20 protein-coding genes are annotated in these 25706 nt (G+C 31.8%); 13 read left to right on the forward strand and 7 right to left on the reverse strand.

Annotation, left to right across the window (positions count from 1 at the left end; all coding sequences use genetic code 11):
• Nucleotides 1-13 precede the first annotated feature (13 nt).
• The 13 genes from ACKTTV_RS03685 (at nt 14) to ACKTTV_RS03745 (ending at nt 15703) form a co-directional block, all read left to right on the forward strand.
• Nucleotides 14-1102, forward strand: a complete 1089-nt coding sequence (locus ACKTTV_RS03685; protein WP_408029462.1) for a hypothetical protein — start codon at nt 14-16, stop codon at nt 1100-1102.
• Nucleotides 1092-2096, forward strand: coding sequence for a vWA domain-containing protein (locus ACKTTV_RS03690; RefSeq protein WP_408029463.1), 1005 nt, complete (start codon nt 1092-1094; stop codon nt 2094-2096). The genes ACKTTV_RS03685 and ACKTTV_RS03690 overlap by 11 nt, the downstream gene beginning before the upstream one ends.
• A 12-nt stretch (nt 2097-2108) precedes the next feature.
• Complete coding sequence (locus tag ACKTTV_RS03695) at nt 2109-3152, forward strand: vWA domain-containing protein (RefSeq protein WP_408029464.1); 1044 nt, start codon at nt 2109-2111, stop codon at nt 3150-3152.
• Nucleotides 3133-3999 (forward strand): tetratricopeptide repeat protein, encoded by an 867-nt coding sequence (locus ACKTTV_RS03700; RefSeq protein ID WP_408029465.1) that lies wholly within the window; start codon nt 3133-3135, stop codon nt 3997-3999. Before ACKTTV_RS03695 ends, ACKTTV_RS03700 begins: the two co-directional genes overlap by 20 nt.
• A gap of 93 nt (nt 4000-4092) precedes the next feature.
• Nucleotides 4093-5862, forward strand: coding sequence for a BatD family protein (locus ACKTTV_RS03705; RefSeq protein WP_408029466.1), 1770 nt, complete (start codon nt 4093-4095; stop codon nt 5860-5862).
• Nucleotides 5862-6620: an SH3 domain-containing protein gene (locus ACKTTV_RS03710; RefSeq protein WP_408029467.1), complete on the forward strand. Its 759-nt coding sequence runs from the start codon at nt 5862-5864 to the stop codon at nt 6618-6620. The genes ACKTTV_RS03705 and ACKTTV_RS03710 overlap by 1 nt, the downstream gene beginning before the upstream one ends.
• A 37-nt stretch (nt 6621-6657) precedes the next feature.
• Nucleotides 6658-6966: a hypothetical protein gene (locus ACKTTV_RS03715; protein WP_408029468.1), complete on the forward strand. Its 309-nt coding sequence runs from the start codon at nt 6658-6660 to the stop codon at nt 6964-6966.
• 143 nt (nt 6967-7109) lie between these two features.
• Nucleotides 7110-8690, forward strand: coding sequence for a SulP family inorganic anion transporter (locus tag ACKTTV_RS03720; protein WP_408029469.1), 1581 nt, complete (start codon nt 7110-7112; stop codon nt 8688-8690).
• Between the two features lie 2 nt (nt 8691-8692).
• Entirely contained in the window at nt 8693-9499 is an 807-nt protein-coding gene (locus ACKTTV_RS03725; RefSeq protein WP_408029470.1) for a universal stress protein, read from the forward strand.
• A 26-nt stretch (nt 9500-9525) separates the two neighbouring features.
• Complete coding sequence (locus ACKTTV_RS03730; RefSeq protein ID WP_408029471.1) at nt 9526-10155, forward strand: carbonic anhydrase family protein; 630 nt, start codon at nt 9526-9528, stop codon at nt 10153-10155.
• A 269-nt stretch (nt 10156-10424) separates the two neighbouring features.
• Nucleotides 10425-12287, forward strand: a complete 1863-nt coding sequence (locus ACKTTV_RS03735) for a SulP family inorganic anion transporter (protein WP_408029472.1) — start codon at nt 10425-10427, stop codon at nt 12285-12287.
• Between the two features lie 256 nt (nt 12288-12543).
• Nucleotides 12544-13197 (forward strand): DUF2306 domain-containing protein, encoded by a 654-nt coding sequence (locus ACKTTV_RS03740; RefSeq protein ID WP_408029473.1) that lies wholly within the window; start codon nt 12544-12546, stop codon nt 13195-13197.
• A 571-nt stretch (nt 13198-13768) separates the two neighbouring features.
• Nucleotides 13769-15703, forward strand: a complete 1935-nt coding sequence (locus tag ACKTTV_RS03745; RefSeq protein ID WP_408029474.1) for a S9 family peptidase — start codon at nt 13769-13771, stop codon at nt 15701-15703.
• A gap of 146 nt (nt 15704-15849) precedes the next feature.
• On the opposite strand, the gene ACKTTV_RS03750 is transcribed toward ACKTTV_RS03745, so the two are convergent.
• The 7 genes from ACKTTV_RS03750 to cas9 form a co-directional block, all read right to left on the reverse strand.
• Nucleotides 15850-16488, reverse strand: coding sequence for a hypothetical protein (locus ACKTTV_RS03750; RefSeq protein ID WP_408029475.1), 639 nt, complete (start codon nt 16486-16488; stop codon nt 15850-15852).
• 132 nt (nt 16489-16620) lie between these two features.
• Nucleotides 16621-17730, reverse strand: a complete 1110-nt coding sequence (gene gwsS, locus ACKTTV_RS03755) for a grasp-with-spasm system SPASM domain peptide maturase (protein WP_408029476.1) — start codon at nt 17728-17730, stop codon at nt 16621-16623.
• Between the two features lie 137 nt (nt 17731-17867).
• Nucleotides 17868-18830: a grasp-with-spasm system ATP-grasp peptide maturase gene (gwsG, locus tag ACKTTV_RS03760; protein ID WP_408029477.1), complete on the reverse strand. Its 963-nt coding sequence runs from the start codon at nt 18828-18830 to the stop codon at nt 17868-17870.
• The gene (locus tag ACKTTV_RS03765; protein ID WP_408029478.1) at nt 18811-19335 is read right to left on the reverse strand and encodes a hypothetical protein; all 525 of its coding nucleotides are present in this window, start codon (nt 19333-19335) and stop codon (nt 18811-18813) included. The genes gwsG and ACKTTV_RS03765 overlap by 20 nt, the downstream gene beginning before the upstream one ends.
• Before the next feature lie 52 nt (nt 19336-19387).
• Nucleotides 19388-19576: a hypothetical protein gene (locus tag ACKTTV_RS03770; RefSeq protein WP_408029479.1), complete on the reverse strand. Its 189-nt coding sequence runs from the start codon at nt 19574-19576 to the stop codon at nt 19388-19390.
• A gap of 16 nt (nt 19577-19592) precedes the next feature.
• On the reverse strand, nt 19593-19787 hold the full coding sequence (locus tag ACKTTV_RS03775; protein ID WP_408029480.1) for a hypothetical protein: 195 nt from the start codon (nt 19785-19787) through the stop codon (nt 19593-19595).
• A gap of 1683 nt (nt 19788-21470) precedes the next feature.
• Nucleotides 21471-25646: a type II CRISPR RNA-guided endonuclease Cas9 gene (cas9, locus tag ACKTTV_RS03780; protein WP_408029481.1), complete on the reverse strand. Its 4176-nt coding sequence runs from the start codon at nt 25644-25646 to the stop codon at nt 21471-21473.
• Between the last annotated feature and the right edge of the window lie 60 nt (nt 25647-25706).

The following is a 25706-nucleotide window of genomic DNA, read 5'->3' on the forward strand; positions in this document are numbered from 1 at the left end:
CGTTTATTGAATTATGAAGCAAAACCTACTATACATATTATTCTTATTTGCAGTAACCATTGGATATTCTCAAAGCCAATTGGTAAAAGCGGAGATTGACACTACAAATATTCGAATTGGAGAGCAGTTTCAATACAAGCTCACCATTAACGAAACTAAAAATGTAATCATTCCAAAACTTGATAATCTTAAAGGATTAGAAGTTGTTGATTCGTTAAAATTGGACACTATTAACAACAAGTTAATTCAAAAGTATGTTTTAACTGGTTTTGACAGCGGTGCTTTTTATATTCCTCAACAACAAGTTTTCATAAGAAATCAAGCCCACCTAACAGACAGTTTATTAGTAAATGTAGCAACTGTTGCTATTGACACTACAAAAGTGAAAAAGTTTCCAATTAAAGGAATTAAGGGAGAACCCTATCAGTTTGATGACTACAAAGAATATCTTTTCTGGGCTATAGCTATTTTACTTGTTGTTATTACTACTTTATACTTTGCACTGAAGAGAAGTGAAAGAGGTAAATCTGAGACTTTCGTTCCTAAGTTAGCTCCTTATCAAGAAGCACTACAAAACTTAAAGTTATTAGACGAAAAACTTCTTTGGCAAAACAACAAAATCAAAGCTTATTATAGTGAGCTTACTGAAATCATACGAAATTATATTGAGCGAGAGTTGAATATCCCAGCTCTTGAACAAACCACGAATGAATTAGTTGATACCTTAACAGACTTCAGCAATATAAATACCATTACAACAGATAAAGAAACTATTCAAAAGTTAGAGAAACTATTGAGTCAATCAGATCTTGTAAAGTTTGCGAAGTCAAAACCAATGGCTCATGACATTGAGTTTGACAGAAAAAATGCCGAGGTTATCATTAACAATATTAAACCTGCAGTTACTGAAGAAAATACAGAAACCAGTTATAGTAAGCCTGTAGTTATTGTAGAAAAACCAGAAATTAAACAACCTAATTTGATTTCAAAAATCTTAATTATAGTGGCAATTATTGCTATTGGGATTTTAATTTCTTACGGAATTTCGAAAGCTAAATCAATGTATAACGCCACAAAACAATCAGTAGAAAATGTTCAATAATTTTGAATTCCATAACCCCGAATTTCTTTGGCTACTATTGTTTATTCCATTATTAGCCATATGGTATTTCTTAACAAACAAGAAAAATAGCGCCCAATTAACTATTGGTAGTACCAAGGCTTTCATGGTGAAAAGATCCATTTTTTCAAGACTAAAGCCTCTATTGTATGTACTTAGACTGTTAGCTCTTGCTTTTATCATTGTTGGATTAGCTCGCCCTCGTAATGTTTCTATTAGTAAAAAAACAAAATCGAATCGAGGTATTGATATTGTAATGGCTATTGATGTTTCTGCAAGTATGTTGGCAAAAGATTTAAAGCCAAATCGTTTAGAAGCCTTAAAAAGAGTTGCAACAGAGTTTGTAAACAAGCGTCCTAATGATAGAATAGGTATTGTGGTATATGCAGGTGAAAGCTTTACTCAAACACCAATTACGAGTGACAAATCAATTGTAAAGCGAACCATTTCAGAAATTAGATGGGGACAATTAGAAGGTGGAACAGCTATTGGAATGGGCTTAGGTTCAGCTGTAAATCGCTTAAAAGAAAGTAAAGCAAAAAGTAAAGTAATTATTCTTTTGACAGATGGTGTAAACAATGCAGGATTTGTTGATCCTAAAACGGCTACCGAGCTTGCTAAAGGAAACAACATAAAAGTTTACACAATTGGTATCGGTACAAACGGGATGGCTCCTTTTCCTTGGGCAAAAGACCCTAGGACTGGAAAAATATCATTTAGAAACCAGCAGGTAGAAATTGACGAGAAGCTTTTACAGCACATAGCCGCCGAAACCGAAGGTAAATACTTTAGAGCAACCAACAACACAAAGTTAAAAGCTATTTATGACGAAATAGATAAGCTTGAAAAAACAAAAATCGAAGAGTTTAAATACTATAACTATACAGAGCAATACAGATTATTTGTATTTGTTGCAGGTATATTCTTGCTTTTAGAATTTATACTTAAAAATACAGTGTTTAAAAGTTTTATTTAATAAAACCTTATTATGTACAAGATAGAGGAACCAATATATTTTTACTTTTTCGCAATTATTCCAGTAATAATTGTAATCTACCTATTGGTTTTTTGGTGGAAAAAGAGAGCTCAGAAAAAATTTGCTTCACCTGAACTATTGGAAAAGTTAGCTCCTAATGCATCCAACTTCAAATCGATACTTAAACTAATTTTTTTATTGTTAGGAATATCTTTTTTGATTTTAGCATTGATTAACCCTAAGATGGGAACTAAGCTAAAAACAGTAAAAAGAGAAGGTGTTGATGTTGTTTTTGCACTAGATGTTTCAAAGAGTATGCTTGCAGAAGATATTGCACCAAATAGATTGGAAAAATCAAAGCAAATAATCTCTAAAATTATTGACAAACTTGGAAGTGATAGAGTAGGAATTATCATTTATGCAGGTAACGCATATCCGTTACTTCCAATTACTACAGATCATGCTGCAGGAAATATGTTTTTGCAAAATGCAAATCCTGATATGGTTACCAGTCAAGGAACTGCCATTAATGAAGCGCTAAACTTGGCTAGAACCTATTATAATAATGATGAACAAACCAACAGGTTCTTAATCATTATTTCTGATGGTGAAGATCACCAAGAAGATACAAAACAAATCGCTCAAAACATCTCAAACGAAGGTGTAAAAGTATACACAATAGGTGTTGGTACAGAGTCTGGAGGACCAATTCCTTTGAAAATAAACGGATCTTTAATTGGTTATAAGAAAGACCGAAAAGGTGAAACAGTTGTAACCCGAAGAAAATCTCCAATACTTCAAGATGTTGCAGACATTGGAAATGGGAGCTATGTTGATGGCAATAAAACAGAGGTTGCAGTTGATGCAATCGCAGATGTAATTGCCAACGCTCAAAAAAGTGAATTCGAAACAAAACAATTTTCAGATTACCAAGATCAATTTCAATGGCCACTTGGTATCGCTTTATTGTTTTTAATTTTGGATGTTTTACTTTTTGATAGAAAGACGAAATGGTTGAAGAAAATTGACTTGTTTAATGAAGAGACTAAAAAATAAAAAGGTGAACAGATTAAATGCTTTAATTATCGGGCTAGTAACCTTGTTTTCTTTTCAGGTGAACGCTCAAATAGACACGCTTCAACTAAAAAAAGAAGCACGCTCACTTTTACGTGAGGGAAATGAGTTATACAACAAACAGAAATTTGACGAAGCCTCAATTGCTTACAGAAAAGCTTTAGGAAAAGACAGCAAATATGATAAAGCTGCTTATAACTATGGAAACTCTTTGTATCAAAACAAAAATTACAAGGAAGCAGTTTCTCAATATGAATTAACTACTAAAACTTCTAAAGATAAAGTTGCCAAAGCTGAAGCCTATCATAATATCGGAAATGCTATGATGGAGCAAAAGCAATATCAACAGGCAGTTGATGCCTATAAAAACTCCTTACGTAATAATCCTAATGACGATGAAACTCGTTATAACTTGGCTGTTGCTCAAAAAGAATTAAAAAAGGAACAACAAAAACAAAAAGACGACAAGAACAAGGATAAAAACGATCAAAATAAAGATCAAAACAAAGATAAAAAGGACGATAAGAAAGATCAGAAGGATAAAAACGACGAAAACAAAAAAGACGATCAGAATAAGGATAAGAAAGACGGAGATAACAAGGATAAAAAAGATCAGGATAAAGATCCAAAAGATAATCAAAACAAAGACCAGCAGAATAATCAGAATAAGAAAGATCAGAAGCAGCAAAAACCTCAACCTGGTAAGATGACTCCTGAGCAAATGAAACAACTTTTGGAGAGCTTGAACAATGAAGAGAAAAAGACGCAAAAGAAAATGAATGTCAAAAAATCAAAAGGAAGAAAAGTTAAGCAAGAAAAAGACTGGTAAAATTTTAACAAAACCCTAAGATTAAGGCTTTTACGAATAAGTTTTCATTTTAGATATTTGAATGTTAAAATATGAGTTTATAGCATATTAAAAATGAGTAGGAATTTAACATTTTATATTATACTATTTTTTACAACTATTTCTCTTTCCTTGCAAGCGCAAGATGAGAAATTAGTTGCGAGTGTAAGCAAAAACAAATTAGGAGTTAATCAACGCTTGAAAGTTGAGTACACTATAAATAAACAAGGAGCTGATAACTTCACTCCTCCTGATTTTAAAAATTTCAGAGTTGTAGGTGGACCAAGTCAATCAATTAGTCAATCATACATCAATGGTGTTGTTAAATTCTCTCAATCCTACACGTATATTTTACAACCCAAAAGAAAAGGAGAATTCAACCTACCTCCTGCTTCTATTGAAATTGAAGGAAAAACAATACAATCAAATATTATTAAGATTATAGTTCTGAATGCTGTTGAGTTACCAAAGGATCCCAACGACCCGAACTATATTGCCTCTCAAAACATCCATCTTGTAGCTGAAATTTCTAAATCGAGACCTTATGTTGGAGAAGGTGTTTACTTGGAATACCGACTTTATTTTAGCGAAAATGTTGGTATTTATGACAATGCAATAACTGAATCTCCTCAATATAATGGTTTTTGGAATCAGGAAATTAAAAATAACGGAACTCCTGTAAAGCAAGGAACTTATAATGGTGAAAAGTACAGATATGCTGTTTTACATAAAGCCTTATTAGTTCCTACAAAATCTGGCAAACTTACTATTGATCCGATGAAAATGGACATTGTAGTTGCGGTACCAACAGGTAGAGTTGATTTTTTTGGGAATCTTATCACAAAACAAGTTAGAAGAGAATTTTCTTCAGCCAAGAAAACTGTTTCCGTGAAAGAGCTTCCTTTAAAGAATAAGCCAGAAAACTTTAATGGCGCAGTAGGCCAATTCTCTTTTGATGTAGCCTTAAGTAAACAAATTCTAAAAGCAAACGAATCTTCTCTGATTTCGGTAGCTATCGAGGGAAAAGGGAATTTAAAACTTTTTGAATTGCCAAAAGTTGAAACCCCAAAAGAACTTGAAGTTTACCAACCTGAAAGAAAGGAAAAAGTATCAATCACTTCTACAGGTCTTAAAGGAACTATTACGGACAACTATACCGTAGTACCTGAATATAAAGGAAAATATAAAATACCTTCAGTAAGTTTTTCTTATTTCGATCCAAAAAAAGAAGTATATCAGACCATCAATTCTGAAGACATGTACGTTCAAGTTTTAGAAGGAAAAGAACTTACTTCTACCTCTACTAACAATTCGGTTGCAAAACAAGATATTAAAGTTACTGGGAGTGATTTCAGATACATTCAAACTAAATCAGAGTTTAACTCTATAGATAAATCAGATTTTTTCAAATCTACTTTGTTCTACTTACTATTAATTGTTCCTGTTGTAGCAATTCCTGTTGTAATTCTTTTAAACAGAAAAAAAGAAGAAAGAGATAGAGATGTGGAAGGTAATAAAAGACGATTAGCGGATAAACTAGCTAAGAAATATCTTTCTGAAGCGCAAAAACAATTAGGACAAAAAGAAGCGTTTTATGAGTCTTTGGAAAGAGCCTTACATAATTATTTGAAAGCTAAATTAAAAGTAGAAACATCAGATATTAGCAAAGATAAAATTACCGAGCTCCTCGAAAAACGCAATGTTGATAGCGATACAATTAACGGCTTTATTACCGTATTAAACGATTGTGATTTTGCTCGCTATACACCTGTTGACAGTGTACAAATGAACCAAGAGTTCGATAAAGCAAAGCAAATAATAACCCAATTAGACAAACAGTTATAATGAGAAATATAATATTACTTCTAGTATTGGTATCGAACATTGTATCTGCTCAAACAGCTGATGCTCTATTCGCAGATGCTAATAATTTGTATCGTCAAGATAAATATGAAGAAGCATTAACCATTTATAAACAAATCGAAGACACTAAAGAACTTTCTTCAGAATTATATTATAATATTGCTAATTGCTATTATAAACTAAACAAGGTAGCTCCTAGCATTTATAACTATGAAATGGCTCTATCACTTGACCCGCTAAATGAAGATGCCATAAATAACCTTACAATAGCTCATAAGCTAACTTTAGACAGAATAGAACCACTTCCCAAAACGCTATTTCAAAAAATTAGCAATAACTTTTTCGAAAAACTTCATTATAACACTTGGGCATATATTTCAGTTACTTTGTCTATTATTGGCAGCATCCTTTTTATCTTGTTTTACTTATCATATGATTCAAGAAAAAAAAGAGTTTACTTTACGGTTAGTATTTTAAGTTTCTTACTCCTTATAGCTTCACTAATGATTTCTTATCAACAATTCAATACTTATCAAAATAAGAAAGAGGCTATTATTTTTGCTGAAGAAATAGAAATAAAAAACGCACCTACTTCAAGTTCTGATGACATTTTTATCCTTCATGAAGGAACTAAAGTATCCGTTATTGACTCAGTAGATGATTGGAAAAAAATTAAGTTAATTGATGGTAAAATCGGATGGATGCAATCAAACAATTTAAAAATCATCAATAATTTTTAATTTTTGTTAACAAGAAGTTAAAAGTTAAAATTGTATATTGGGAGCTCGTATTAATATGAGTAAGAATATTTTCACATATCTCCTAATATTGCTAGTGGTCTCAACTGTGGTAATTCCCACCTATGTGAGTCTATCCGAAGAAATATGTGAAACCTCCGTCATTATCGACACTGAAAAAGATGGTGATGAAGCCCACAAAGAACTGGAAATTAAATTTCTTCACTATCATCCAGAATCTTTTACGTATAACAACGTTAAATCTCAGATAAAACTACCTTATCAAAATAAGGAATATAATCCTGTGTATAAAACACAAGAATGTCCTCCTCCAGAGGCCATTATTTAACCTCTTTTTCCGATTTGTATCAACGTACTCTATTTTTTAGGGCTGGGATAGCTTAATGCTTTTTTTAGTTGCTACATGTCATTAATTCAAACTTAACCATTAATTCAAACTATTAGTTAACTCTAATAAAAAACCACGTTTTTATGTTCAAAACAATCAAAAATGATTTACCCGCTAGTATAGTGGTGTTTTTCGTTGCACTCCCACTCTGTTTGGGTATTGCCCTAGCAAGTGGGGCTCCATTATTTTCAGGTTTAATCGCCGGTATTGTCGGAGGTATTGTCGTAGGATCTTTGAGTGGATCCAAAATTGGTGTAAGTGGACCTGCTGCAGGTCTTGCCGCGATCGTACTAACGGCTATTGGTGAATTGGGAGGTTTCAATAATTTCTTGCTTGCTGTTGTTCTTGGAGGAGCAATTCAGCTAGTCTTTGGGTTCTTAAGAGCTGGAATTATTGGATATTACTTCCCATCTTCAGTTATTAAAGGAATGCTAACTGGAATTGGTGTGATTATCATCTTAAAACAAATTCCACATTTCTTTGGGTACGATGCCGATCCTGAAGGAGATTTTGCATTTTTTCAAGTAGACGGTGAAAACACCTTTTCAGAAATATTAAATACCGTAAACCATATTGGATTGGGATCAACTGTAATCGGAATTATAGGTTTGGCTATTCTACTTTTATGGGATAAAGTACTTGTAAAAAAAGCCAAAATATTTCAATTAATTCAAGGACCGGTTGTTGCAGTTGTCGTAGGTATTATTTTCTATCTGCTTACACAAGGAAGCGAAACTTTAGGTATTAGTTCAAAACATTTAGTTATGGTTCCTGTGCCTGAAGATGTTGATTCTTTCTTTGGTCAATTCCAACTACCTAATTTTTCTTTAATAACTGATCCAAGCATCTGGATAACAGCCTTTACAATTGCCTTAGTAGCTAGTTTGGAAACACTTCTGTGCGTTGAGGCAACCGATAAGATTGATCCTGATAAAAACGTTACTCCGACTAATAGAGAATTATTAGCCCAAGGAACAGGAAATATTCTTTCAGGATTAATAGGTGGATTACCAGTAACACAAGTTATTGTAAGAAGTTCAGCCAATATCCAATCTGGAGGTAAAAGTAAGGCTTCAACCGTAATTCATGGTTTCTTATTACTTATATCAATTATACTAATTCCTAGATTATTAAATCAAATTCCACTATCTGTTTTAGCAGCAGTTCTATTTATTGTTGGATTCAAACTTGCAAAGCCTTCTTTGTTTAAAAAGATGTACCAATTAGGATGGAAACAATTCCTTCCGTTTATAGTAACTGTTTTAGGAATTGTATTCATTGACCTGTTAAAAGGAATTGGTTTAGGATTAGCTGTAGGAATTATTGTAATTTTAATTAAAAGTTACCAGAATTCACATTTCTTACATATTGAAGATATTAGTAATGGTCTTCATAAGATTAAAATGACTTTAGCAGAAGAAGTAACCTTCTTTAATAAAGGAGCTATTTTAAAAGAATTAGACAGTTTACCTAAGAATACACATTTAGAACTAGATGTAAGAAAAACACGTTATTTGGATAATGACATTATCGAGATTCTAGAAGATTTTGCTTATAAAGCTCAAGAACGCGATATACATATTAAACTTTATTCTGAACGAGGTATTGTAGAGAATCCAACTAGTTTTATCGAATTTTTCAAATTACGTCCGAAAACCACCTAATTATGAAAACCAATAAAATAGGTTATCGCATTTCTGTGTTAACGGATTTAAAAGAAAGTACTGAAACAGTTATTCAGACCGCTTTGAGCATTGCAAAAATTACAAAAGGAAGCTTAGCCATTTACCATGTGGTTAAACCTTCAAATATCGTGCGTTCTGAAAATCAACTCTCTGCTTCAAGAAATATTAATAACGAATACACCAAAACAGAACGAAAAATAGAAAAACTTGTAGCAGAGTATTCAGAAAAACATGATACTCCTATTAGTTATTCATTTTCTATTGGTAATATTAAAAATAATATTGAAGTTTATTTAAAAGAAACTAAACCTGATATTGTTGTTATAGGAAAAAAAAGTTCAGCTCCTCTAAGTTTCTTAGGAAATGGGGTTACTGATTTGATTTTAAAAAAGCATCAAGGAGAGGTGATCATTGCTGCCGAAGAAAACAAACTGGTACCTAATGAACTTATTAACCTAGGTTTTTTAAATAAGTTACGACCTTTTAAAAACCCTCATTTTTTCACTCAAATTGCTATAAATGCAATTGAACCTATAAAAACGTTTCAATTTACTGATGATATCAACCACGATCAAACGGTAATAGAATCTTTTAAAAACAAAAGAATAGTAGAATATGTTTTTGAAAAAAGCAACAATGTTGTTAATAACCTAACAACATATTTGAAAAAAAACAATGTCAATTTGCTTTGTTTACCACGAAAAAAGAACAATCGAACAACAAAAGAATTGGATATTAATGATGTATTAAATAAATTAAATGTCTCATTATTAGTAACTGCAAATTAAGATTAACAAACAAACCACAAAATTAAATGAAAGCGCACACCAAAGAAACCCAAGCTGCAATGACACCAGAAAAATCGCTTCAAGCCTTAAAAGAAGGTAACTTGCGATTTCAACAAAGTTTAAAGGCAGATAGAAATCTATTAGAACAAGTAAATGACACTAAAAGTGGTCAATTTCCTTTTGCTACAATTTTGAGTTGTATTGACTCAAGAGTATCTTCTGAGCTTATTTTTGATCAAGGAATTGGGGATATTTTTAGTGTTAGAATTGCCGGTAACTTCGTTAACGAAGATATTTTAGGAAGTATGGAGTTTGCATGTAAGCTTGCAGGCACCCGATTGATCGTAGTTTTAGGTCATACTAGTTGTGGAGCTGTAAAAGGAGCCTGTGATGATGCCAAACTAGGAAACCTAACAGGAATGTTAGGAAAAATTAAGCCAGCTGTTGAAGCTGTTGCTGAACCTAAAGACACTTCCATTAGGAACTCTTCAAACCTGAGTTTTGTAAACAATGTAGCTAAAAAAAATGTAGAGTTAACCATTGACAATATTGTAAAGCAGAGTGAGGTTTTAGCAGACATGCACAATAACGGAGAAATTCAAATTATTGGAGGGATGTACGATATCAAAGATGGATCGGTAACTTTTTATGAATAAAATGCAAAACAATCAACTAAAATAGAGCCTGTTGTATAACAATGGCTCTATTTTTTTTGTAAAGAATTCGTATCTTGTACTCAAAGAAGCTAAGATTTTTTTAACTAAAAAAAGTCATAAAGTTTTATGACATAGCCCTTTGTAATGTTATCATTTTACGTAAAGCGCAAATACCCCTCATAAAATTTCATAATAATATTTACATAAACTAAGTTTGTCGCTTAAAACTAATAAGTAAAATAAACTGATTTAACATACAATATTTATAAATGAAAAAGTTATTTTCAAATATAAGAGGCGATTTTTTTGGTGGAATTACCGCTGGTATCGTTGCACTACCTCTGGCAATTGCTTTTGGTGTTTCATCTGGGTTAGGACCAAGTGCTGGTTTATATGGAGCCATTTTCATTTCGTTCTTTGCTGCTTTATTCGGAGGAACTAGTACACAAATTTCTGGGCCAACCGCTCCTATGACTGCGGTAAGTATGGTGGTAATTGCTAATATTATTGCTGTGAACGATGGAGATGTATCAAAAGCATTACCATCTATCTTAACTGTTTTTTTACTTGCTGGTTTAATCCAAATTCTTCTTGGGGTTATTTCTCTTGGAAAATACATCAAATACATTCCTTATCCCGTAGTTTCGGGATTCATGTCAGCTATTGGTGTTATTATTCTGGTTACTCAAATACTACCTTCAATTGGTTATAATGCCAAAGAAGATGTTGAGTTTGTTAATCAATTTAAACCTCAGGCTCAAGAAATTATTTTAGAAAACATTCTGAAGGATGAAGCTAGAGAGGGAATTTTAGTTTTAGAAGATTTTAAAAAGACCATAGAACGTGCAGAGAAAATACAACCAGAAGATATTTTAAAAGAAAGTAAAACTCTTGCCGCTAAAAATGCTTCTGGGGTTGTTGGAACATTAAAAGTGCTTCCAAGAGCCATAATTAATATCAATTGGTTAGAACTTATTCTTGCTTTGGGAACCATTTTTATCATTTATGGATTCAAACGAATTACCACATCTATTCCAAGTACTTTAGTTGCTTTAGTTGTAATGACAGGTATTTCAGTTGGTTTCGGACTTAACTATAAGCCCATTGAAGAAATTCCAAGTGGGTTTCCTACCATCAACTTTTCCATATTTTCTCAGTTTAATATCGCAAATATTACCCCTTATGTTTTTACAGCTTTGACTTTAGCTCTTTTAGGAGCAATTGATTCGCTTTTAACCTCAGTGGTTGCTGATAATATGACCAAAACAAAACACAACCCAAACAAAGAATTAATAGGTCAAGGAATAGGGAATAGTATCGGAGCTTTATTTGGAGGAATTCCAGGTGCTGGAGCAACCATTAGAACCGTTGTAAATATAAATTCTGGAGGGAAAACCAAACTATCAGGAATGATTGCTGGTATTATGCTATTAATTATTTTATTAGCACTTGGGCCAGTTGCCTCAAAAATACCAGCGGCAGTATTGGCTGGTATTTTAGTTACTGTTGGTATTGGAGTAATGGACTACAAAGGATTAAAAGCTATACCTAACCTACCAAAAGATATTAAAGTTGGACCTGTAAAAATGAGTTCTGAAGTAATAATTATGTTAGTAGTATTACTTCTATCTACTTTTTGGAATTTAGTATATGCCGTTGGAATTGGATTGGTTATAGCCTCTTTAATGTTCATGAAGAAAATAGGTGATTTAACGGCAAAAAAATCCGATGTACTTCCTTTAAGTGAGAAAAACTGGGCAGATGAGAAAGACTTTCCAAAATATTTATTGGAAGAAGTATTTATAAAACATATTAATGGTCCCTTATTCTTCGGATCTACCAACGAATTACAGCAATTAGCAAAACAGATTCCTGTAACCGCTTCAACGGTTATATTTAGAATGGATAAAATGCAATATTTGGATCAATCAGGATTATATGTCCTTGAAGACATCTTGGTAGACCTCAAGAAAGATCGTAAAAATGTACTTTTTGTTCATTTGCAAGAGCAACCGAGATACATGATGGAACGTATTGATATTATTCCAGATTTAATTCCAGAATCAACAATTTTCGATTCGTTTGATGATTGTCTCCAATGGGTTCTTGTAAATGTTAAAGATGAATATTAAATTAAAGGCTGCTTAGGCAGTCTTTTTTATTAATAACCTTTTTTAGACAGTAACATCTAAATACTTAATCCACAAATTATCGTGTAACTATTCTTCTAGCCGTTTTAAGAATTTAAATTCTACTACTTCACCTACCAATAATTTTCTTAACGTATAAACAATACGAACTGTAACACCTCTACTTAGCTCCGAGTCTTTAACTTAGTTAAATAAAACTAATATCTTTAGGAAAACAACTAACTAACAAATAACAACTATGCTAAAGGCTTCTAAAATTACCGTTGCAATATTATCTTCACTTATTGGGTTGTACCCTATTATATATTTTTTAATAGATCGAAAATTTGGCCTTCTATCTTCTAAATCAACTGAACTTCTAAGTGATGTTTTATGGAATATTATGTTTTATGGACATATAACTTTAGGAGGTATTGCTTTATTAATTGGTTGGCTACAATTTAGTAGAAGGCTAAGAAAACGTCGTATGAAAACTCATAAGCTCATTGGAAAAATCTACACTGTAAGTGTCATAATAAGCGGGATATGCGGGCTTTATATAGCAATAAAGGCTACTGGGGGTATTGCCAGTATCTCAGGTTTCTTTACTCTTGGAACCATATGGCTCTATACCACTATTATTGGTTATAAAACTGCTATAAAAGGAAATATAGAACTACATGAAAAAATGATGATTTATAGCTATGCAGCTTGTTTCGCCGCTGTAACTTTAAGAATTTGGCTTCCAATTCTTACATCTATTTTAGGTGAATTTATGAGTGCCTATAGAATTGTTGCTTGGTTGTGTTGGGTTCCTAACATAGTCGTAGCCTATTTTATAGTAAGTACGAAGAAACCTAGAAATAAGGAACTAACTATAATTCACAACTCAATTAAAGAAACCAACTCCTAATTTTTCTAAGAAAACCCATTGAAGAATTGAGCCTTACAATTATTTAAATTAACAGAATTTTATGATTTTATTTATCAATTAACACTTGCATCCCTTACGGATTTAGGGTAATTTCGAAAGGTCTGAATTATTGTGTTTATAAGTTATTCAAAACTCCTTTTAAACTCAATAATCTCATATCAAAACAAATACTAATTGTTTTGTGAAGGTAGTTGTGAATTGATGGCAAATTGTATTTTATAGCCCTTGAACAACTATTACAGCAGAAAGTTCTTTGTATCTTATTACAAACACTACTACGTCAAAACTGAAAACTATTGTGAATTGATATCAAACTGTATTTACCCAATTTATAGATTCAGTCTTAAAAGTGTATGGATGTTTACAAAAGAATCCAAAAAAAGCTACATAAAAAACTTATGTAGCTAATTTCTGCTCAACTAATCAAATATTACATAAATAGTAAACTCATATAAATATAAACTCCTTCATTAACCATAAAGTAAACTAACTATTAACCCTATATCAATTATAAACTACAAACTAAACAAACCTTAAAACCACCATACCAATGAAAACAAAACTTTTAGGACTTTCCTTTCTACTAGCCGTTCTTTCATGTAAAGAAAACGGTACCACTAAAAAAAATACCGCTCGAGAGATTAAACAATATACCATTGGACAATTCATGGACAATGAAGCTGTTAGAGGTGGAAGCTTCTCAGAAGACAACAGCAAATTATTAATATCTAGCAACCGATCGGGAATTTTCAATGTATATACTGTTCCTGCAAAAGGTGGTGACCTTACGGCCATTACTAAATCTGATAGTACATCAATTAACGCTGTTTCATATTTTCCAAAAGATGATAGAATGTTATTAAGTGCTGATGGAAATGGAGATGAAATTAATCACTTGTTCGTAAGAGAACTTAACGGTGATGTAAAAGATATCACACCGTATAAAGGAGCTAGATCTGGTTTTTACGGATGGTCAGAAAATGAGGAAAATTTATATTTCGGTTCTAACAAAAGGAACCCAAAATACTTTGATGTTTATAAAATGTCTTTAAAGGACTACTCCTCTGAAATGATTTATCAAGATGATAGCGGACTTAGCCTATCTGCTATTTCTGATGATGAAAAATATTATGCTTTATCGAAATCATTAAACACAAATGATCGTGATTTGTTTCTTTTTAATAATGAAACAAAAGAAAAAATTAAAGTAAATGACACACAAAGTGCTAACTCAGCACAGGCTTTTTCCAAAGACAACTCAACATTTTATTATACAACGGATGATAATTCTGAATTCGCCTATTTAATGTCTTACAATATTAAAACAGGAGAAAAGAAAATGGTGTATAAAAAATCATGGGATATTTCCGGAATGGGTATTACCTCAAAAGGGAAATATATAGTTATATATATCAATGACGACGGGAAAAATGTTATTGATGTTTTAGATGCGAAAACTATGAAACCAATTGAGCTACCAGATTTCGGGAATAAAAGTATTACAAGTGTAAGGTTTAGCAACGATGAATCATGGATGAGAATGTACGTTGGAGGATCAAATTCACCATCGGATTTATATAGTTACAATTTAAATACAAAAGAAAAACACCGTTTAACAAATGTTTTAAATGATGAAATTAACCCTGCCGATTTGGTTACTGCGAAAGTAGTTCGTTATGAATCATTTGACGGAACTGTTATACCTGCAATTTATTACCTTCCACATCAAGCTTCAGCAGACAATAAAGTTCCTGCCATGGTATGGGTCCATGGAGGTCCTGGAGGGCAAACAAGGCAAGGGTTTAGTTCTCTAATTCAATACATGGTTAATCATGGATATGCTGTCTTAGCTGTAAACAACAGAGGAAGTAGTGGTTACGGAAAAACCTTCTTCAAAATGGACGATTTAAACCATGGTGAAAAAGATTTACAAGATTGTGTCGAAGGTAAAAATTGGCTTGCAAAACAACCAGAAATTGATGGTGAGCATATTGGAATTATAGGTGGGTCATATGGAGGATATATGACTATGGCTGCATTGACATACGCTCCAGAAGAGTTTGACTTAGGTGTTAACTTATTTGGAGTAACCAACTGGATACGTACTTTAAAAAGTATTCCTCCATATTGGGAGTCTTTCAGAAAATCATTGTATCTAGAGCTAGGAGATCCTTTCTCTAAAGACTCGGTAAGATTAAAACGTATTTCTCCACTGTTCCATACAGATAAAGTAACAAAGCCTTTAATTGTTTTACAAGGTTCACAGGACCCAAGAGTACTACAAGTAGAATCTGATGAGATTGTTGAAGGGGTTAGAAAAAATGGTGTTCCTGTTGAATATGTATTATTCGAAGATGAAGGACATGGTTTTGTTAAAAAAGAAAATCAAATAGAGGCTTACAGCAGTATCCTTAAATTTTTAGACACCCATCTAAAAAAAGAGGTTAAAACAACAGAAGAAAAAACTGAAAAGCTAAAAAGCTAAGAATTCTAAAATGGAATTATTGTTTATAATGAATTTTACCCCTCCTTTTTAGGAGGGGTTGTTTTTTAATTGTGCCTCTGTTTTAAAGGATTTGTACTCCACCACTTAATTGGTAGTAACATCTTTCTTTTCTGAGACTATCTGAATCATCTTTTTACCTTACAATGAGAATGATCAGGAAGAAAAGGAGTTCCGTTTCTTCCGTTTAAATGCCAAAATATATGACTACACTCATTTTTGCCCATGCGCCCTTTCTTATATTCTTCAATTACAATTTTTTTAATTTTAGGAAAGAAAATTTCTTCTGAATGAACAAATATCATGTGTGGAGAACTTGTCAAGTCTTTATCATTTGTATTCAACAAATCAGCTAATCTTTGATGGCTTGGAAAACCATATTTTTTTGTGATACTTATTAGATTCAAGGTATTAATGCTGTCGATATAATTAGTAGTTATCTGATTATTCTTAATTACCTTCTCATAATGCGATCTTTTGTCAAGGTTTTTAATCGGCTTATCTTGTATAATACTTAAATCACTCATGACTTCAGTTATTTTGTTTTCATCATTATTCCAACTCAAACTGTCAAGTGAATAACTCAATTTATTTACACCAAAATAGTATTTAATATAGCCATTATTATGCCTTACATTCTGATCAGATAATTTCATCTTTTTTAACATTTTCGACACTTTAACAATATCTCTTTTTAAGAGTTTTTCTTTTGAAACACAAGAGATCATAGTAAGCATGAAGCAAATAGCATAAATTATTTTATCCATTTTTTATATAGTTTAATATCGGGAAATCAAAATTATACTCTATTGAAGTGTACCATTCATAGCAAACGAAGCTTTAGTTTAAATTTGAAAGTTGACTACATCAATCTGATTATTTATAAAAACGAAGTATTTTTAACCATTATTAGGTATCAATTCTTCCATTTCATAATATTCAATAGCTTTCTTTTTCAGTGGATTGGTACTCCACTCTTCCCATTTGTTAGTATACGGATTATATCCACATTTGAGTGGTTTAGAATATATATCATCTGGTTTTTCAATATACGCTCTACAGTCAGTACAGATGTACCGAAATTCACAGTCCTTACAAACATCTATTTGGTCCTTAGTAATTCCCCATTTTTCGGTTAACTCTTTACTTTTGATTACCTCTTTTAGCTTTACGGTCATTATATTTCCAAAGCTTTTTTCCATACTGGGGCAATTTTTAATTTTACCATCTATATCAATACTTATTTTTCTGTTTAGGCATGAGTTGTAAAGTTTGCTTTCCATGAAGGTGTTCATATTTACAGGAAAAAGTGTTTTTGAAATGGTTCCACAGCATGAATTATTTTTCAGTGTTTTTTTTGTGTAAATTAATTTTCCAAAATAATTTTCTTCTATTTTATAAGGAATGATTTCGTTTGCAGGAGAACCAAAAACCCTAACAGATGATACCCTTTTATTTTGGGTGATATCTTTGTTTATTTTACTAGTTGTTAAACCTTCATAAAAAGGAAAAATATAATCAATAGAGGCAATGGTTGAATTTGATTTGTCCAAAAACGTCAAAAATGAATTAATATCTTCAATGTCTATTTTATCATAAAATCGAATTTCAAAATGACAACAATTCAATTCTTCAAGTTCTTTTACAACTTTCATCAAATTATAATTAGTTTTCTTATTTACCTCTAAAATAGCATTTGTAATAGTCGATTCAGATTCCCATTTAATCTCTAACTTAGGGAACCACTCGGTATTATTCGTAAAGAAAATAAAATCATTTTCAAGTAAAAAAATAAAATATTCTTCAATTATATCGTCATACTCATTATTGTATATTTTCATAATCGCATCAATACTCTTTCCTTCTTGATTTTCCAAAATCTTAAATAAATCATTTGGTATTAGTTTTAAAATATTACGTTGTAAATCACAAATAACGCTTCGATTTGCCCCCTTAACAGGTATACAATTAGAAAATAACTTAAACGGTTCGTGTAGCTTAAGATTCATCAATTAAGTCAATTTTTGATATCGGTTTGTAAAAACTAAAAAAAAATGAATGACTCTTTTTTTTAGTTGATGATTGATTCTTGTTTAATTTAAAAACATCGCATTTTTGAAGCGTTAGTGGTAATTGTTTATTGTTTTTAGGCATTTTTTAATATTAAGCTTGTTGCGATTTCTTTTTCAATGTAATAATTACAGTTTTTTGAGAGCCAATCCAATTGCCCCATTGGGTTAATTTCTAAAAAAATAAATTCTTCTTCTGAGGAGAAAATTAAATCAATAGACCCTGTATTTATATTTGACTCATTACTAAACTTCAATATTTTATCTTTTATTAAATCTGGCAACTTAAACGGAATACATCTATTCGGTTTTTCGTCATTATAGTTTCTATAGTCAATAATCGTTTTTTCGTCCTCTTGCGAAAAAATAGCCATAGAAAACAAAGTGCTGTCATAAAAAAACACTCTTATTTCAAATAGCTTTTCAATATACTCTTGCACAAAAATCGGCATGAATTTATCATCTAACAATTCAATATCCGAATCATCAATTAATAAAGTTCCTTTGGAAGAAAGGTATGTGTCTTTTGTAATTTGCACATTGACTGGATATCTTAGGTCTTTTGTAATTATTTTATTATTTTCTAGTTTAAAGTGGAGCAACTCTTTTTTAGATGTTGTAACTAGAGTTTTAGGTATTCTGAATCCACATTTTTTTGCTAGACTTAAATGATCTAATTTAAAATTTTCAACTTCCTTAATATAAGAACCTATATAAGCTTTAGAAGTAGATCGTTGAAAATTTTCCAAAGACTTGATAACCGAATCTTCTTCTCTTTTAAGATATAAAAACAAATTGCTGTTATTTAATGAGCTACTATCTAGGAACTTTAATCTCCCCCTCCTGTGCCATACTACATTTATAGTAGAAAAATCAACATTATTTATGGTGAGTTTTTCAGAAGTATTGTCAATAGAAAAAGAATTTAAGCTACTTAGGTCTTCCGTTTTAATGAAAAGAAAATCAGCATTGTATTTCTTTAACCATTGGATAACGATATGTGTAGTAATGTCTTTTTCACTACTTATTATTAGTATCATTTTTTTTTCTTAAGTCTTTGACAATTACTCCTCTTTCTCTTAAACCTAACGGGGTTCCGTTTCTACCATTTAAATGCCACATAATCATTGAGCCTTCAATGGCAGGTAGACGTCCTACATTTATTTCTTTAATCAAAAGATTTTTTACCTCTTCCTTGTATTTTTCGGGTGTATGTTGGAAAATAACCCAAGCGGCTATCGGCTTTTCTAAAAAATCTGTATTTGGAAATCCATGTTTATTGGTGATTTCAATCAGATCTTTGGTGTTTTGCTCGTCAATAACTAATTGAAGTTTCCAGATTGAATCCTTTTTTCTTTTAAAGACTTCTTTATCCAAATTACTCTTCTTTAATTTATTCAAAAACAACCTATTAGCTTGGTCAGAATTATACATTTTTTCTATTTTTTCGACCAATTCGTTTTTATTAAAGCCATCTTTCTGCATTTTACAAGCATTAATTATTGTAAAAAAGGAAATTAGTATAAGGTATAATAGTTTCTTCATCTCATTGTTTTAAAAAAGGGGCAAGCACTATTGCCCTATATAATTAACGTCACTAGACACAAACTTCAAAGCAAATGGTATCTCCGTTTGATATTTTACCATCTTCATCATTGTCGTACCATGTGTCACCACAGCCTCCAGGTAAACCAGCTTCTGTTTTATAAACCTTTGTATTTCCTCCAAAAATTTTTGAAGAATCAGCTCCAATACTATTTTTGTTAAAATTTTTTATACTTTTCATAATATTAAAGTTTAAATTATTCACATTTCACTAAGGTTACACATTCCCCTGGGTCAATTTCACCATTATCATTCGTATCCTCATGAGTATCACAGGTTTCTGTACCATCAGAAAGAGTCCAAGAAGTTGATCTCGGAGCTCTTCCTCCAAAAACAAGATGCATTGCTTCTTTGTTAAGACTATCGTCTTTAAATATTGATATTCTTTTCATATTTTGAAAATTTAAAGTAGTTTTAAGCTACTGGTTTTATACCTACTCTGTTAAAAGGTTTTTCAGTTTCCACCTATCTATCTGTAGCGCCACAAATATTTTTCATTTATATATTGTACTGTTAAGAAAAGACTCAAACTGCAAAATTATTATCAAATAGAACGGGATAACTAGCAATTATTTGGGGAGATACTCATCTTCATAGGGTATCAAAACTAATTGATTCCTAGAAACAAAACAATACCTAGTACCCCTAGAAATACACTAAGGGATTTCCCTAAATTTAGTCTAGAGCTGAAAATCCAAATTCCAAAAAATAAAAAATTCAACTTCATAATTCAGCACTAAACTCTTAACATTCAATATTAATATAACAGGTAACTGCGTTTTTAAAGTTAAAATGTTATATCTTAGTCAACACAGTGGTGCATCTTAACCGATTAACGCACCAAAGGTTGACCTTGTCAGGGAAAACAACCACCATTTAGTATTATGTCTTCAATGAACTACCCCGAAAAAAGCATACAGGGTATCCTTTGGGTTTATAATTTATATTTCGAGGCAAGAACCAGGAAATTAAACCCTTGGATATCGTCCTGCGATTAAAAACCTCATCATCTTTCAAAGACTGTGAGATTTTTTTATGAAATTAACGTAATCTCGACATAATGCTTAAAAGATTAACCCAAAAGTCCAAAGTCAAAAGCTAAGAGCAAAAATTCGAAAGACAACAAACAAACAAACAAACAAACAAACAAACAAACAAACAATTCAAAACTCAACATTCAAAATTCAAAATGACAGTAAATATCCTTTATCTGTGTCACTTAGAGTGAAATTATTTGCAATACAATGGGAAATAATTTTGTATCGAGAAGTCCCTCCATTCAACAAAAATAGTTCTCGATACAATTTTTATTTCGTTTACACTCTATAAAAATTACTCGAACTGACAGGTAGCGAACAATCAAGAGAGGAAAAACTCAACACTCAAAATTTAACATTCAAAATTCAATCTTCAACATTTAATTACTTAAAAAACTGTCTAAACCAAGAAATAGAGAACGAAGAAATGGAATTGCGATGCGTAGCATAACGCATGAAATTTCGAAAGAGAACGATGCGAAGCAATTTCCTAGGTTAGACTTGATTTTTTGCTTCATTTTGTATCAAGGCAAAAGAAGATAAGTATCAAAGAAAATCCAATATCAGAAATATAACCTCTAGTTATTTCGACCCATAGGGAGAAATCTCTAGCTTAACTAAGTTTATATTTTGAATAAACAATAGATTTCTCAGTCATTACCACTCCTTCGAAAGGACGATGAAATACGCATTGTCTGTGTCACTTCAAATCAACTACCTTGGATCAAGCCCACAAGGCATTCAACGGAAACTATTTTAAAAATTTCGGCACAAGTGTCGGAGCATTTTAATCTCACTTAGTGAGTAAAATTATTTGCAATACAATGGAAAATAATTTTGTACTTCGGCTGCGCTCAGCAGAGCTATCGAGAAGTCCCTGCATTCACCAAAAATAGTTCTCGATACAATTTTTATTTCGTTTACACTTTATAAAAATTACTCCAACTGACAGGTAGCGAGCAATCAAGAGAGGCAAAACTCAACACTCACCACTCAATACTCAATACTCAATACTCAATACTCAAAAATCTATATTTTCTAACTATATTCTCCTATTTGAACTATTTTTCCAATATGGTTCATTCGTACCTTAACTACATTTTTAAGCCCAAGTAAACCAACCCTTTTCCATGTAATTCCTTTAGTTTTTGGATTATCATCGACTGTTGCCTCCAAATGGTGCCTAAAAAAGTAATCTTTTGTTGTTATCTTTTGAACTCTATAAAGATGTTTCCCTATGATTTTAGCGTTTTTTTCATCAAGCAGGTCTATTTCTTCTGGATTAAAATTTTCTGACGGAAAAACGAACATTTCGTTTTGCTTTAGGGAAAACACAAACCTCCAACCAAGATTATTATTAAACTTCTTATCTACTATTGGCTTTCTTTTGTTAGCTCTGTCCACCGCTTCATAGAAAGAAATTACTTTTTCTTCTAAATTCCCTTCTCTATCTCTATAAATAGCAATATGATGGTTGTTTCCTGTGCTTATAAAATCAACGGGTATTTGATTTCCTTCTTCACATAAAATTTCATTTCCTAAATGATCCTTTTTACGATGTAACGGCTCTGCATTTATGACTCCCGTTACCGAAACTCTCTTAATACTAATCCCCTTTTCTTCATCTAACCAAATTGGATTTTCCTGAAGATTTGAAAAAGCCTCTTTTGCATTGTTCTTATAAGACTCCAACCTATCGGATAATAGCTCACGTATTTTTGAATCTATTACTTTGTTTATGCATTTTTGATTTCCAAAGTTTTCTGGATTTACCTCTTTTCTGATAGTATACAGGTGCTCATAACAATATACTTCTTTTAAAGGTTTCTTCTTATAAATAATTGGAGTTGCCCTGAGTGTTTTAGCAGCAAATGCCACAAGAGGATCGTTTCCGTATTTAGCCAAGTGACAATTAACCAGTTCTTTTTGGGCTTCATTAATAATCAATTCTATTTGAGCAATTTTAAAATTCCTTGAAATTTTAGTCGGGCTTTGTTTTGCTTTTTTTACATAGGCGTATATAGTTTCTTTGTGTAATTGTCCTCTGGGGGTAAGTTGTTGCTGTTTTAATACCCCCTTTCCAGTTTTTACTTCATTTACATTCTTTGTAACTACCTTATTTTTATTTTTGAAAGACACCAATATATCTTGGACAAAATTTTTTGCCGTATCTCTAAAATTTGCCATTGGCGGTATAAATCGTCCTTTTTCTTTTAGCTCTTCTTCAATTGCTCTCAGAACAGTTGCTTCTTCCCCTACTGCCCCCAACAAAGGTTTTAAATTATTTATATAATGAATATGGTTTTCGGTTGTAAATGCAACAGTAAGTGCATCTAGAGCAAGATAACGATGGTCATTTAATCGATTCCATTTTTCAATAACTTCCACGCGCATTAATTCTTCCTTTCCTTTATTTAATCTTTCTTCAAAATCTGTTAAACCTAAGCTTCGATATTTAGAAATATTAAGATCTTTTATTACATTCACTAATCCCCAATCCCTCTTTAGTTTATCGGTTATCCTACTTGCTGTTGGTCTTACATCTTTGATTGCTGTTTCAAGAATTTCTTGAGCTCGTTTTGTTATGTATTGGCTAGTTCGTAAATCTCTTTCAATAAAATCTTTTGATAAACTATTTCTACTCAATAATAGTTTGTTTCGCTTTGCTTTCGATATTCCTGATATTCCTTTAGGGTCGTATAAACTCTCAATTCTCTTTTCATACACATCTAACTTATCTTCAAAATCTTGTGAAATAAAATCAAAAGCAGTTTTATGCGCTTTTTTAAGATTTACCTCTTGGTAAGTAATCGTTTTATTTGAGAAAGAATCGTCAAACAGTAACGATTTAGGTATGATATGCTCTACATTAACTTTTGAGGTAAACAAGTCTTCATAGTTAATTTTTCTATTAGTAAACACATCTCTGTAACCATTAGGTTCTAATTCTTTATATAGTTTAAAACGTATAACATCTCCTCGTGTTGGATCCGGTATTCCGAAGTCTTTTCTTATAATCTCCTTTATTTGTTGATTTCTCTTGGTACCTTCAGTAATATTTTTAGTTAATAGTGCTCGTTCTTTTGCATTTTTCTTTAACTCCCTTGAAAGTTCGATACGAACCTCATCGGGCTTACCATATTCAATGATTATCTGATTTACCAGATTTATCATTTGATTCAATATTTTATTAACTACTGGATTTCGTAATTCATTTTTAGTCAGTAATTCAAGTTTATCGGCAAGTACAGTCTTCTTTTCTTTTTCAGGTAATGAAGCTTCAAGATTGTCATATCCAGCCAAAACACAAGCTTTAGAATAAGAATGTCCCTCTTGTAAGTATGGAGTGATTTTTCTAATGGCTTTACTTGATAAATGACCATATTCAGAAGGGAATGTTACATTTGACAACATTTTTGCCTGTTCAATTGTAAATCCGAATTTTTCAACTAGATTCTTTTTCAGTCCAACAGAAGTATTTCCGTAAATTTCAATATCTTCTGGACTCGTACTTGAATCTTCCTCAGTTGCATATAACAAATGCCAAAGGTGATAAGCTGACTGTTTATCAAACTCACTCCCTTCATAATTCGAATTGAAATCAAGAATATCTGTAATAATACCTAGAGCTCTGAAAACCGTAGTTGTTTCCTCTTTAATTTCAAAAACACTTTTCTTCTCCCATTCGCACAAATATCCTTCATTTTCGAGAATACTTCGATACACTTTAAAGAGCGCTTGATTTGTAATATTACCTTCAATAAGATCATAATTACATTTCCAATTAGCTAACTTTCCTAAATGAAAATAGCGGCTCATTATTTTTAATAAAGCATATGGTTTTAGATCTCCTCTTACATTTAAAGTTTGGAAAAGATGATTTCTAACTTCTTTATCTAGCTCACTACAAACTAGCCTTTCATTGGTTTCTATATTTTCAAATTCAAGACCATTTAGGTTTTGCCATATTTTAAATTCTTGAAAAAGTGGCGATGACTTTGCTATTACTTTCCTTCCAATAGTTCTCTCTTTTACTTTACCCGTAGTTTTATCGGTATAACGTTGTTTACGACTTTCAAATGGACAGAAACTTAATAATCCTTTCTGTGACTTTAGCTTTCTTTGATAAAAGATAATCACATCTCTTAGCTCCTCCTTTAGGTCGTTCGTTAACTTGGGATAAAAAACAGCTTGGGTTTTCCAAATTTGTTCGAATTCATCCAAATAATCACTTCTGAAAAACACTTGATTCTTTAAAGAGGTATGTCTATTATTTTGTATTTGTCGATATAGATATTCACCTACAGTTTGATTATTAAAATAAAGCTCCTTGCTTCTATCAGAAATAGCTCCAAGATACCCACTGGATTTCAATATATCGCCATTTATTTCTTGAAAAACTACTACAAGTTGTTCCAGATTGAGCTTTTTTGATAAGGCCCGAACTCGAAGCTTGTATAACTTTTTTTTGAGTTCAACTCCCCGAGCTTTTAATTTCAACCCTTTAATTGAAAAAGGTTCACGACAAATAATCCAGGTTTGATTTTTGCTTTTGTTCTGTAGCTCCGTATACAATTCACTTTTTAATATCTCAGGGTAAAATTGTTTTTGAAATTCCCAAATAGTATCAAATTCTCGAAGTAAATCAGAACGATAAAAATCTGGAACCACCTTTTTCTCTTTACTCAATAATCTCGAGGCATATTGACCAGGGGTAATTTTCAGTTTTTGAAGCTCTTTAGCAATACCAATATTATCAATTGCACTTCCTTCTTCCTCTGTTTTTATTTTCCTGCTACTTTTATATCCTCTTTTTTTATTAATATTTAATAACACTCTTGCCAGCTCCTCCAACGAAATTCGTTGCTTTGCTGCCTTTGCTCTTAATTCCAAAGTTTGATGTGTAGTTCTTTTACCGTTTTCTGTAAGAACCGTTTCCTTTGAAATAATCTTGTTCTCCAACAAAATATCTATGAGTGCTTTTCTTCTTAATGCAAAACGTTGCAGGTTCCTTCTAGAGCTCCGTTTTTGAATTCTATCCGCATTGTTTTTTTGAGGTTTCCCCTTTTCAAAGTTGATTTTCTCATCGACAGTAAGAGGATTAACACGGATGCCTAGTTTAGTAATTTCCGAAGGATTTCTTTCGCATTCTTTCACCAGAGCCCAGCCTATGGAATTAGTTCCTAGGCTTATACCCAACACCTTTTTGCTCATGTTTTTTTAGTTTTTCATCAGTTTCTCATACTCCCATTGAGAGGATGAAAGCAAATCTCT

This window comes from Tenacibaculum xiamenense (assembly GCF_964513065.1).
Taxonomy (GTDB): Bacteria; Bacteroidota; Bacteroidia; order Flavobacteriales; family Flavobacteriaceae; genus Polaribacter; species Polaribacter xiamenense.